Annotated in this window: 7 protein-coding genes; 3 read left to right on the top strand and 4 right to left on the bottom strand. The window is 57.1% G+C overall.

The annotated features are described in order from the left end of the window. Nucleotides 1–36 precede the first annotated feature (36 nt). The 3 genes from IPJ96_02875 (at nt 37) to IPJ96_02885 (ending at nt 6,397) form a co-directional block, all read left to right on the top strand. A complete protein-coding gene (locus IPJ96_02875) occupies nt 37–1,116 on the top strand; it encodes a hypothetical protein (protein MBK7909291.1) in 1,080 nt (359 codons plus the stop codon). Nucleotides 1,117–1,542: 426 nt separating this feature from the next. Continuing rightward, nucleotides 1,543–5,016 (top strand): T9SS type A sorting domain-containing protein, encoded by a 3,474-nt coding sequence (locus IPJ96_02880; protein ID MBK7909292.1) that lies wholly within the window; start codon nt 1,543–1,545, stop codon nt 5,014–5,016. A gap of 145 nt (nt 5,017–5,161) precedes the next feature. Beyond that, nucleotides 5,162–6,397, top strand: coding sequence for a hypothetical protein (locus tag IPJ96_02885; GenBank protein MBK7909293.1), 1,236 nt, complete (start codon nt 5,162–5,164; stop codon nt 6,395–6,397). A gap of 24 nt (nt 6,398–6,421) precedes the next feature. On the opposite strand, the gene IPJ96_02890 is transcribed toward IPJ96_02885, so the two are convergent. From IPJ96_02890 to IPJ96_02905, 4 genes are all read right to left on the bottom strand, one after another. Beyond that, entirely contained in the window at nt 6,422–7,321 is a 900-nt protein-coding gene (locus IPJ96_02890; protein MBK7909294.1) for a class I SAM-dependent methyltransferase, read from the bottom strand. Beyond that, nucleotides 7,318–8,577, bottom strand: a complete 1,260-nt coding sequence (locus tag IPJ96_02895) for a glycosyltransferase family 9 protein (protein MBK7909295.1) — start codon at nt 8,575–8,577, stop codon at nt 7,318–7,320. The genes IPJ96_02890 and IPJ96_02895 overlap by 4 nt, the downstream gene beginning before the upstream one ends. Nucleotides 8,578–8,581: 4 nt before the next feature. Then, the gene (locus tag IPJ96_02900) at nt 8,582–11,749 is read right to left on the bottom strand and encodes a hypothetical protein (GenBank protein MBK7909296.1); all 3,168 of its coding nucleotides are present in this window, start codon (nt 11,747–11,749) and stop codon (nt 8,582–8,584) included. 65 nt (nt 11,750–11,814) lie between these two features. Continuing rightward, nucleotides 11,815–13,236, bottom strand: a complete 1,422-nt coding sequence (locus tag IPJ96_02905) for a glycosyltransferase family 39 protein (protein ID MBK7909297.1) — start codon at nt 13,234–13,236, stop codon at nt 11,815–11,817. Between the last annotated feature and the right edge of the window lie 267 nt (nt 13,237–13,503).

Genomic DNA, 13,503 nt, shown 5'->3' on the forward strand with positions numbered 1-13,503 from the left:
CCGGACCGAAAGTTACGAATCTTCCCGCCCGCTTCCGTGGACAAGCTGCCTTTCTCCGCCCTCGACCGTCGCTTGCTTTCGTTGGAGCAGCGCTGGTCCCTTCCTGTTCTGGCGTTGATCCTGGGCGCCGCCGTGCTGGCCCTGTCTGCGCTGGGCACCAGTCCGCAATTCGTACCGGTCCACCATGGTAAATGGTACACGGTATTGTCCAACAACCCCTTCGACTGGTCCGACAACTACAACCTGCGCTTCCGGATCCTGGCGCCGTTCCTGGGCTATATCCTGTTCCTGCGCGGACCCTTGTTCCCCTGGTTCATGCTGTCGTTGCTGGCGGTGTTCCTGGGTATGGTTTATCGCTACCTACGACGGGAAGACTGGCGACCGGTCGATGCCCTGAGCCTGCTGCTCTTGTTCGGCTTCTCGACGCTCACGTTTTACACCTACAGTTTTCCGGGATACACGGACAGCTTCACCTATGTGCTGCTGACCCTCGCCTGGTTCGCTCCGAAGAAACACGGGTTGCGGGTACTGCTGCTTGCGTTGCTGATCTTCAACCACGAGCAGACGATCTTCCTTTTCCCGCTCCTGTTCCTTCGCTGGCGACCGGAAAGCTGGCAGGCAAACGACTGGCTGAAGCACGTGGGCTGGTTCGTGCTCGCCCTGGTCCCGTACTTTGTTTATCGCGAGATCGTGCACCGTATTTCGCCGGTCGAGTATACGGTGGGTTATTACCTCGATCCGGCCAACCTGGCCTGGACGCACGAGCACGTAAAGGATAAATGGGTGTACGGCTTGTTCCAGTCGTTCCGCCTGTCCTGGCTCGTGGTGATCATCGGATTGTTCTTCGCCCTGCAGCGGAAAAACTGGAATGCCGTCCTGTTTATTTTTCTTCCCGTCGCCCTCGCCGCTTCGCAGTATTATTTCGCCTATGATCTTTCCCGCCTGGGCGGCCTGGCATACCCGGCTTTTTTCGTGGCTATTGATCAACTGCGCAAAGCGCAACCGACCTGGTTTGCACCCTTGGCAATTGCTTTAGTCCTGGCCAACTTTTTCGTCCCGGCTTACTGCGTCGGTGCCCTGGACCCTTTGTGGTACGGGCCGTTTTGGATGAAGTAATTGTCCTTTCCTTAAACGTGGAGTCGTTAACGGAATAGTACCTGTGCAATTGCACAGCCGGCTGCCTGCTTTCAGCATCCTGGTAAAGGCAGGAAATGTCTTGATTAAACTGTAATGAATGTTCGAATCCTCGCGCATGAGCGGAATTGCGTGAACGATTTCACCAATTCCATTCACTTTTAAAACTTCCTTAGGCCGAAACAAGCATCGTGCAAGGGCGGATTCTGATTAAATCAAGGAAGGTCCGTCCCGCATTGGGAAAAAACCATGCGTTTATTCACGTTAATTCTTACACATCATCACATTGAAAGACGGCGCGTGAATGACGAGTATCGGTAGCGGCACCAGTGAGCGTATCAGAGTCAAAATCTAAACACATCCTTGACTAACTGTTCTACGCCCATGAACAAATTTCAAACGAAAATCATGAAATGCCTGCTCGCCGGCTTCCTCTATCTTGGATGGCTGAGTGCCGGCGCACAGGTCACGGTTGGTTCCGGCACCACGGATCAGGGTTATTCCCTGAACACCGGCGCCGTGTACGTCGACCCGAACCTGCAGATCACCTCGCTGACACCGATCAGCGGCTTCAAGGTGACGATCTCCTCCGGCTTTCAGTCCGGCGATGTCCTTTCCTTCACGGAACCACTTCCACTGGGGGTGAACGACTCCTGGGACGGCAACACCGGTGTGCTCACCTTCACCGGTTCCGCCACAGCCGAAGACTGGCAAACACTGCTGCGTTCGGTCACCTTCGAAAATGCCAACGACTGGGAAGTAGGCGATCGTACGATCACTTTCAGTGCAGGCAGCTTGTCAGCTTTCAGTAACGGCCACTTTTACGAGCTGGTCGATAACGGCGGTGATGACTGGAATATGGCCAGGGCGAACGCGGAAGCACGCACCTACCTTGGAAAGACCGGCTACCTCGCGACCATCACCTCACAAGCGGAGAATGATTTCATCGCGCAGGTACTCGCTGCCGACGCCTGGATCGGTGCGGCGGATGAATACACCCTGATCAACGACGCGACCGGAACGACCACCTACCCGGATCAGTGGTCCGCCGAAGGTAACTGGTATTGGGTAACGGGTCCGGAAGCCGGCACCTTGTTTTCCGTAGGAAACGAGTTCCCGGCCACCGTACCGGGAGAATACGCCAACTGGAACGATTGGGAACCCAACGATTCGGGTGGCGAACACTTCGGACAGATCTATTCAAGCGGAGCCTACGGCCGTTGGAACGACCTCCCGGATTGGGTAGGGCTGGCTTTCGTCGTTGAGTACGGCGATATGCCGGGCGATCCTGCCACCAGCATTTCCGCAACCACGCGCATTTATATCAATGTAACGGGCAATACGGTCGCCAATGCGCAGACCATTTGCTACAATGCTTCCGCTGCTGCGCTGACCGGATCGAATCCCGGCGGCGGAACGGGATCATATACTTATCAATGGGTCCGTTCTACTTCCGGCGCTTCCGGCACCTATACGGCCGCGCCCGGCACCAACAACAACATCGACTACAGCCCGGGTACGCTCACGCAATCTTCGTGGTACCGTCGTGTGGTGACTTCCGGCTCGGCGGTGGATTCCTCTTCGGCTATCCTGGTAACCGTTAATCCATCGATCAGCTTCTCGTCGAGCACCACTGCCGTTTCCTGTAATGGCGGCAGCAACGGTGTTGCGGCTGTAACGGTGGTCGGTGGCACATCACCCTATACTTACTCCTGGACCGGCGGCGGCTCTTCCGCCACCCGTACCGGACTGGCTGCCGGCAACTATGTCTGCACGATCACCGATGCGGCCAACTGTACGACGGCAGCTCATTTCACCGTCACGCAACCCACGGCGGTAAGCGCTACGACCTCGCAGACCAACGTTGCTTGTAATGGCGCGGCCACTGGCGTTGCCGCGGTGAGTGCAACCGGAGGTACGACGCCCTATAGCTATCAATGGTCGTCGAATGCTTCGACCGCTTCATCCGTTTCCAGCCTGCCGGCAGGATCTTACACCTGCACGATCACCGACGCGAACGCGTGTACCCTGACCCGCACCTTTACGATCACACAGCCGACGGCCATATCCGCCGCAAGCGCTACGCTCCAACACCTGAGTTGCAATGGCGCGAACGATGGTTCGATCCTCCTGTCCGCAACCGGCGGGACCGGCAGCTTGTCGTATGCATGGTCGTCCGGCGCGAGTGGTAACAACCCGACCGGACTTTCCGCCGGCAGCTACACCTGCACGGTCCAGGATGCCAACAACTGCACCGCGCAATTCAGCTACACCATTACCCAGCCGGCCGCGATGAACGCTTCCGCTGCAACGACTGATGCTACTTGTAACGGCGCCAGCGACGGTGAAGCGACCGTGACCGCCACCGGTGGTACTGCTCCATACACCTACTCCTGGAGCAGTGGCGCTTCCAGTCAAACGGCTGCCGGCCTTGCTGCCGGTAACTATACCGTGACCATCACCGACGACAACGGTTGTACGACGACTCAACAAGCGACGATCGCACAACCGACCGCGGTACAAACAGCACTGAGCGCTACGGCTACCTCGTGCTACGGTGCCTCCAACGGAGAAGCGCATGCCATGACATCTGGCGGTATCGCTCCGTATTCGTATGATTGGTCGAATGGTGCCAGCGCCTCGGCCCTTGCCAACATCCCGGCTGGAACGTATTCGGTTACCGTCACGGACGCAAACGGCTGCACGACAACCGCGCAAGTGGATGTCAACGCCCCGGATGAGATCCAGGCCACTACGAGCGCTGTCGCGCTGAGCTGCGCAGGCGATGCCAGCGGTGAAGCTGCGATTGCAGCCAGCGGCGGAACCGGAGCGCTGACGTACCTCTGGTCGAACGGTGCTACCACCACGACCATGAACGGCCTCGATGCCGGTAACTATACCGTTATCGTAACCGACGCGAACAACTGCACACGCTCCTTCTCGGTCAATGTCTCCGAACCTGCTGCCCTGAATGCGGGCATTCAAACAACCGACGCTGCTTGCGGCCAGGCCAACGGCTCCGCCTCGGCTTCGGTAGCGGGTGGAACCGGCCCGTACCAGTACGAATGGTCAACCGGTACCATGGGACAATATGCAACCGGTTTTAGCGCCGGCAATTACGCGATCGAAATCACCGATGCGCACGGTTGCCAGACGTACCAGTCGTTTGTGATCAACAATGAAGATGCTCCGATGGTCGCCGCTACGACGCAAGGCCCTAGCTGCCACGGTGGCAGCAACGGCACCATCGATATGCAGATCTGGACCAGCGCCGGTGGCTATACGCTGCTGTGGGATGATGGCTTTACCGGCACATCCCTGACCGGACTTTCCGCCGGAGTGTACGGTTACAAAGTGATCGACGCGAACGGTTGTACCACTATCGGTTCCGTATCGGTGAATGAGCCGCAAGCGGTTTCGGTTTCCGCTACGGTCAATGATGCAACGGGAACCGGCAACGGCTCGATCGACCTCACCGTCGACGGCGGAACCCCGTCTTATTCGTATCTCTGGAGCAACGGCGCTACAACCGAAGACCTGAACAACCTCCTGCCGTACGACTACACTGTGACCGTCACCGACGCGAACGGCTGTACCGCTACGCAACTCTTCTCGGTCGGCACCACTACCGCACTGGGCCCCGACGTATCCGATAAAGGTCAATTCGTATTCCCGAACCCGAACAACGGCTACTTCCGGATCCAGGGTCATGCGGACGCGGTTTACCAGTTGTTCGACGTGTCGGGGAAACTCGTCCGTGCATTCGACCTTCGTGGTAAATCCGACAGTGTGCTCGACGTGTCCTCGCTTGGTAAAGGCATTTACTTCCTGCGCGAGACGGATGCCCGTGGCGTTCGTGCCGAGCGGATCATCGTACAATAAGGATCGTTCATTTGATTCGGCTCATGAGGGTTTAATCGAGCCGGATACCAGATCAAACGGCCTGAAGTCTTGCTTCAGGCCGTTTGCTTTTTATCGGTGACTACCGGGCGTAGCCCCATCCGTCGTCGATTCAGTATATTCGGGAATGCGGACGTTGGGTGTGCTATTCCTGCTGATCGGACTCTCCGGGCTGGCTGCTGCATCAGCTGTAGTGGATTTGCAAGGACGGTTGCTTAACCGCGCCGATTCCTTGCCCCTGGCTTTTGCCGTTGTTCGGGAACCGACCAGCGGCATCGGAACCACCGCAGACATCGACGGTCGCTTCGATATACGGCTGGAAGTGGAGACGGGCTCCGTCTTGCTGGAGGTGACGCGGGTGGGATGCCGGACGAAGCACTGGGTGTCGATGCGGAACACAACACCCATCGTACTCTACATCGATTGTCCGGCCTTGAACATCCGGGAAGTCGGCATCCGGGGATATACAGCCGAGCAAATGGTTCGGGAAGCCGTCAGTCGGATTCCGGGCAATACCGCGGCCTTCACGTATGTAACGCCGGGCCGGGCGAGGCGTTGTCGGACCGTGAACGGAAAGATCACCGCCCTGACCGAATCGGAGTTGATGGTCCTGTATAACGCCCGGGATGACAGCGGTAAGGTGAGCGAAGCGGTTGCCATGGCCATGTTGGATGACCGGCAACCCGTGCCGGAAGGGGAAGATCATCGTACACGTGATCGCTACGAATTGCTGTTCGCTGCCGATCCGGTCCTTCGCCTGAAGGAGAACCTGCTCAACCCCGCGGCCTTTCCGGAGTATCGGTTCGATTTTTTGGATAGCGGAACCGGCGATACGGTGCGTATTCGCTATGTATGCGAGTCGCTCGAGAACGAAAGCCACGGCATCGAGAACTATCACGAAGTGGAGCTGCGGGAGGAAGGTTGGGAGCTCGGCGAGATCACGCTGCTTCAATCAAGCTTTGCGGTGCTCTCCGTTAAACGCGAGGCTTTTCGTCGGGCCGCTTATCAGTTTCCCGGGAACAATAATTTCGTCCTTCCGCAAAGGAAGTTCACGCAGGAATTTGATGGGGCGATCTTTTTTGCGGAATACGCCTGGCAGGATTCGCTATGCTATACCGCTCGTCTGGCCTACCGGTATGCGAACAGTTTCTATCACGTCATGACCCACGAACTTGCCCATACGATCGTCGATTCTCAGGAATGGGTGGCGGATAAACGATCGAGAAACATTGACCCTAACCTTGCCGATGGTTTTTTCTTTCATGAAGACGACGCGCGTAGTGGCCGACTGAAACTGAATCCGGCTCCACTGGAAAACCTGCGCCCCTATTATTTCGAATGGGAAAACCTGTATGGGAAATAACCGAGTCCGGTCGGTCGGATCTCGCTAGCGGGATGTACGGTTTGTCAGCACCACCGCGATTTCTTCGTTGCCGAGAGCGTACCAATAACGGGCTACCGCCGACCAGCTACGCAGGAACCAACGTTGCGTGGCACTCAGCGACGACTGTCCTTTCCCCGAAACACCGAAGAGTTTCATGAACGTCAACACCCACATCAGGGAATCTCCGCCGCGGTAACGGACGCGTTCGGTATCCAGCCCTTCCCGTGTAGCCAGCGCATGCAACGCGTTTTCCGTAAAGTGATGGATGTGTACCGGCACCTGCCACCAGCCCCAGTTACGTCCGCCGACCTTTCGTGCGATCGAATTCCGGTTCGGCACTAACAGCACGATCCGGCCGTTCGGAGTCAAACGGTTCTTCAGTTGTCGCAAGACCACTTCGGGTTCCACCAGGTGTTCGAAGACATGGGAAAGAATGATCAGGTCGAAACGCTCGGCGGGTTTTTTCAAATAATCCTCCACCGAGATTTCTTCCGCATCCAGTCCGCGCTCCCGGCAAAAACGAATCGCTTCCGTTCCCAGGTCGATCCCCTTGACGCGATAATCACGACGAAGCGCTTCCATCAGGTAACCGAACATGCAACCGATCTCCAGTACGTTGGAATACTGCGCCGCAGGATAGTGCTGGCGCAGGAAGCGTGCGAGGCCTTCGGCCCGATAACGTTTTTCTCCGATCACACATTCGTGAACGGGATACAGGTAGGTCTCCGCATACAAGCGATCCAGCGATGCCTGTGTCTCTACCGGCACCGTGATCCCGTTACCGCACTCTTCGCACACCACGACATCATACGTGCGACGCGCATAAATCGAGTCGAGCCCGCCGACCAGGAAATGTTGTTGCTGACTGCCGCAACAGCGACACGTGACGGGAGCCTGGCTCATAGACGGTTCACGACACCCAAGGCGCCGTCGGCCCCGGCGCGGTTAAAGCGTAAGTTTTCAGCCGGAACAGTGCTGCGGTCGCCACGCAGCAAACGCGTGCAGAGACCCTCCACTTCTTCGAGCGTGATCTGTTTCATGCACTGGTTATCGCCGCCGCAGGGCGGGACGAGGAAGTCGTGCACGCACGGACTGCAATACAGGTTCTTATAGATACCGAAGGCGTGTGGGTTGTCGCCGTATTGTGAAGGAGAAGCCGGCCCGAACAGCGAAACAGTCGGGCGGCCGAGCGAAAACGCGATGTGCATCGGTCCGGTGTCGTTCGTGACGACCAATTCGCTTCTGCTGATGAGCGCGAACAGCTCTCCGAGGCTCAGTCGCCCTGCCGTATTGATCACCTGGTCCTCGTTCGGCAGTTCCAGCCGACGGTAGATCTCTCCGACATACGCGGCCTCACTCACGGAACCGATCAGAAAGAAGCGATGGGAAGGGAACCGCTGACTCAGCGAACGGATCAGGGCGATAAACCGCTCCGAGGGCCAGCGCCGTTCGATGCGGAGGTCGGACGCGTTCGGATTGATCACCACGAACGGCTCGAATGATTCACCGACTTGCCGCTCCAGCTTCCGACGCATCGAGGCAAGATCGGCCTCATCCACGCGGAACGGATACAACTGTGCGACGATTTCCCGGCAGCCGACCAGACGTGCCATCTGCAAATACGACTGCGCGATCGGTGCCCGGGCATTGAAAAACATCATGTGGGTATAAACCCCCATGCGGATGTTCCGCTCCACACGATAGAAGCCGATACGATTACGCGCGCAGCTCATGGTCGCGATGGCGGTGCTGTAATACGAGTAGGTTTCGAGATCGATGTACAGGTCCGGTCGAAGTTTCCAGAGCCGCCGCAACAGTTTCCAACTCGAACTGGCCAACGGCAGCAAACCGGAGTCATTCACCGTCAGTACTTCGTGTACCGCGGCAACCTGCTTCATGAGCCCGCGATTAGCCTGTGAAGTGACGAAGACCAACCTGGCATCGGGAAAGTTCTTCCGCAGGGTCTGCAAGAGCGGTGTGGCCTGGATGATGCTGCCCATGCCGAGGTATTTGCAGACCACGATCGTTTTGGGCGGTCGGGTGAGTGCGTGATCGATGGAGAGGATCCGCCCGAGTACGCGCGCGGCGAGGTTCAGGAAGAACACCAGCGTTCTTCCCGCCACCGCATCAAGCACGACTTTGGTACGGGTACGGATCATGGGTTTATTCGCCGTTGGCGAGCGAAAAACGTCGCAGTTGAACGTCCTTGCCGGCCGGGTACAAAGCTACCCAATCCGGCTGAGCGGCAAACCAGTTATACTGGCTCAGGGCTCTGATTCGATACCGGGCTTCCGCGCCGGGAGAGATTCGGAGTGTGAAGGCGCCTAATTTCGTTTCCCCTTTGCCATAACTGACGATCATGTTCACCGGCTGATCACCCGCGATCTGTGCATCAAGATCGAGGTACGTAGCTTTTACCCCTGGCTTCGGCAACGAGAAGCGGACTTCCGCGTCCGCAATCAGGCTTCGGTTGTTCAGCAGTTCAAGACTTTGTGTGATCACACCCTGGTCGTAGGTTCCCCAGTAATAAGGGATGGATCCCAGGTCCCAAACACGAAAGGCTCCGGAGAATTGATCCGGCACATGATCCGCTTCCACCAGCGCCAGCGATTGCAATCGAAAGACCTGAACCGGTAACTGAAGTTCGAGTTGTTCCAACCGGGTACAACTGTCGGGTAATGTGATCGGGAAGTAAGCAGTCGTTGCACCCCACTGAAGATTCCACCTGACCGGTGGAGGATTTTCAAGCCCCGTTGCTTTTATGAATAACTCGGCGTTTCCGCCGCCTTCTGCATGTCCTTCGACTCGTAAATAGTACCGCTTCCCCGATGTGAGTGCGATACCGTCCGCCGGCAGTATGTCCACGATGCGGAGACCATCGCCATGGCTGCGAACCGTGACCGAGTCGGCCAGATAGCCCTGCGTGACCCGGCAGTGCGTCCAGTCTTGCCGCCAGAGTCGGGTAACTTCTTTTGTCGCCGGTATGGTCAAGTCGTTACGCAACCAAACGGTGTGTGGTCCGAGCAGCCAGGCCGGACGATAATGGGCATAGATGTACTCCGCGATCCGATAGTGACGCGCCGCGTTCGGAATGCCGTCGAGCGCGTCCCAGAAGTTTTCCGGCTGATGCGCGAACACGACCAGCGGAATGTCATAGTTCTTCAACTCATCCAGGAACCGCTCCTGTAAAAAGCTGTTGTGCGCGGTATGCGGGATCTGGCAGAAATAATTCGGCACCGCCCGGCCCGTGAACGCATACAGCATCGGGGTATTCGAAAAATCGAGGAAGGTGGCGCTGTCGCTGAAGTCATGTTCAAGTACATGTTTCAGCTCGTTCGCGAACGCGGTTTGGTCGGCCGACAACTGTACGCGTGTGCCGGGTTGCGGAAACAAATTGATCGCCTGGAAACTGCGAGCCGACACCTGAGCGTACCGGTTATTCGTATCCGCTGCCGGACGATCGTATTTCAACAACAGGACGATCAGGGTTGCTGCAATGCTGAAGGAAAAGAAGCGCGTGATGCTGCGGGTTTTGCCGCTTACATAGACGCTCGCCGCCAGCACGAAGAACCCGTAAGAGGTCCAGGCGGCATCCCAACCTTCCGCCAGGCTGTGGCGGATCAGTCCGCGTTGCAGGTTGACGAGGAAGAAGGCCGTGAAGAACGCCATCGCCAGCACGGTCGGACGATGCCGGCGCGGGCGTAATACCGCAACACCGAGGACGATGAGCACGGCGGCGGGAAGTATGTAATACAGCAACTGCGCGATCAATCCGTTCTCGGTGCCGAGCGTTCGCAGTCCAAACGATTGATAGGAATTGGTATAAGCCAGGATCTCTTTCAGCCTTGAGAAGATCGCTCCACCGCGCAGCGCCAGCGCTGTTAGCCCGAGTAACAAACAGGGCAATGCCGCTGGCAGCAACCCGCGTAGCGCGGTACGGAAGAAGGGCTTCGGCTCCCCGGAAAATCCGAGAATTAGCACCAGCGCGATAGTCGCCAGGGTATTCGATAATCCGACGTCCAGTCGCCAGAGCATCAGGAAAAACACCCAACTGAAGAGCAGGAAAAAGTGCTTTCGCGCAGGTTGATTCGCGATTGGTAACAAGAGCACCACCGTCAACGGCACGAAATGATAATACGCCGGGATCAGCAAGTGCGTGTATGGATAAAACAGGGCGAGGAACAGTGCCAGCCAGCCGTTGTTCCAGATCTTCCAGACAAACCAATAGGTGGTCGCCGCGATCAGGACGTGCAGCAGGAAGCCATAGAGGTAGGTTCCGTAAGCGTCGAATCCGTTCAACAGATTGTACAGGCCGCCCCAGCACCAGTCCGAGAGCGCGTGCGAGCTGAAGGAATCCAGGAACGGAATCTTTCCGAACTGATGCCATTGCAGCAAGGGCAGTATGCGGTTTGCGTCCTCGAATACATCCACCTGCGCGGCAAGGATCGGTTGATAGTAGGCATAGGCAAGTACGCCGGCGATGAACATCGGGAGCGTACGGCTGAAAAAGCGTTCCTGAACCAAATGCAATTCGGCAGGATGTCGATGCGGCCGAAAAACGGATGCTGCAACCATCGCCAGCGCGATCCAGCCAGGCAGTTGCGATTCCATTCCGAAGATCATGCGCAGCTCAGCAGCCACCACGATCAACAGCGGGGCGACGACGAGACCGCTGCTGCGTCGGATCAGACCCAGCGCGTGATTCGTCGGGTGTTGCGGTCGCTTTAACTGATAGAACAGAAATACCCAGCCCACGCAAACCGTCACAAAGACCGACTCCGGCAGGGAGGGGAGTGGCAGGCTTCCCGAAAAGAAGGTGCGGATCAGGATGCCGAGGCTGATTCCCAGGGCTCCCAGCCAGCCGATGACCAGGAGATTGATCTCATCGTTCACCTGTGCCTTCATCAGGTGACGGCTGATGACGGAGACAACGACCGCTCCTTGAAATGCAGCAAGCAGATGCAGGCACGCGCGCATATCGGCTCCAATCACCGAGAAGAAGAGAAAGACCAGACCCGCTACGGCACTCGCCTGCAAGACCCGCAACTCCCCGTTTCGTAAGCGGTGTAGCAGCTTTTGTATGGCGAACAGCAGGCCAACGAACAGCAACAGCGATAAGCCGATCGCGTAATAGAACGTACGCACGCGCTCCGTCACATCAACCCCGTCGAAGCTCGCAATGGAAATGGGTCGGTCCGGAAATCCGGCCAGTATGAATTGCTTCCCGCGAAAGAGCAGGTAAACGAAATACAATGCCCAGAAAAGCGGAATGAAAACCGTTTCGGCAAGCTGCGGACGATTGCGAAGAATGCGTAAGATCTTAGGAATCAATTGTCTGGGCGCGCGTTACGGGTAAATGTAGCGAAAAGCCGGAAGCCGAATCCACGTCCGGAGCCTCACTTACGCAACCAGAGTGTCAACTGTTTCGTGCTGTCGACCGGCACATAGCGGTCCCCGAACGAAAGGAGGTAGGCATTCATTTTATCGTCTGCGAATGCGCCGGGCCTGCCGGTACGTTCACAGATCAGATAACGGGCATTCAATTGAGCAAAAGCGCTGTCGATCCGAGCTGGCAGTACGCCGTCGATGAGGTACGTGGCCCGGCGTCCGGTGTACCATTGGATCGCCCGCGGCTTGGCGCAAATGATCACCGCGTCTTTCGGTGTTTTTTGTTCCACGATCGACAGGATACGTTTTCCCTCGGGTGACTCAGGACCGTCATTTCGTTCAAGGGTTGTCAACCAATCCACGATGCCCGGCAGGATCAGGATCAACACGATGCCGGCATACGCTACGTGCAGGTAACGCCGGAATTGCAGCACCGGGAGTACGAACGGTCGCACAAGACTGAGCAGATTGCGCAACAACAATGGTATGGCAGGCAAGAGGAAGCGCAAACCGCCACCCTGATAAGGTATGGTCATCAGCAAGCCGGCATACGCCAGTAGAAACCAGTCGGCCGCATCAAGCGAATCTCGTTTGCGCCAGTAGTACACCAACATGCCCGGAACGATCAGCCCGCCGGTCCAGGAGAACGGACTGATCCAGAACAAGGCATTGAGCTGATGCAGATAGAAAATGAACTGATCCGTCAGCAACAACGGTTGCGCGGCAATGGCGCCGCGATAGAACTGCCAGATTCCCGGAAGGTCGATCGGAAACAACACTACGTTTAGGATCGCAAACAACAGCAACGCAATGCCTGCGATCTTGCCGGCTGCCGACCGCTTCGAACGGTCAAAGACCGACCAGGCCAACAAGGTCGGCAGCAACAGAAATCCCGTCAGTCGCATGCTCATGGCAAGGCCAAACGACAAGCCGGCGAATACGATGTTTCGCCGGGAAATCGGTTCTTCTTTTTCGGTCGCCATCGCTTGCAGGCCCAACAGCAGGAAGGCGATAAAGGGCAGGTCCGACAACAACTCCGTTTTCGCCTGCAGGAATACCGGATGATACGCGATGAGTAATGCGCTCAGCAAAGAGGTGGTGACACCGAATCGCTTGCGTAACAACAGGAAGCAGGCGAAGGCGGCTAACAGCAACGACAAAGCCGGCACAATGAAATAAGGCGCTGTACGGAATGGATCGGAAGAGTAGAAGGGAAGCAACAACAACGGGAAACCCACCGGATAAGCCGGTATGGCAAAGGCCGGCAAAGCGGGGTCGGCGACAATGCCATTGTCCTGCATCGACCGTCCTTCCACGATGTTCCGCGTCTGTAACAGGTACTGCGCGAAATCATCACCCCAGTCCGGCTGCCGCACACTGGAGTACAGCAGTGGCGCTAAGAGCAACAACAAAAGAAGCCGGACCTTCAAAATGGATACCTGTGAGCGAAGCGAATGTACTAAGGGCGGGGGTGTAGTTCCAACCCGCATTCTTAGTTGTTGGTCGTAGTTTGGCGCGAAGGCACTGTGCGGCCGGAACTACGAACTGCCAGTTTTCAGTAGGCAATATGCGGTATGCAGTATGCAATGCTCGTCCTTCGTCCCACTGCCAACCGCCCACTGCCAACCGCCAACTGCCCACTGCCGTTGATGGTCGTAGTTTGGCGCGAAGGCACTGTGCGGCCGGAACTACGACCT

The organism is Bacteroidota bacterium (genome assembly GCA_016713765.1).
In the GTDB taxonomy this organism is placed as follows: domain Bacteria; phylum Bacteroidota; class Bacteroidia; order AKYH767-A; family 2013-40CM-41-45; genus Pollutiaquabacter; species Pollutiaquabacter aromativorans.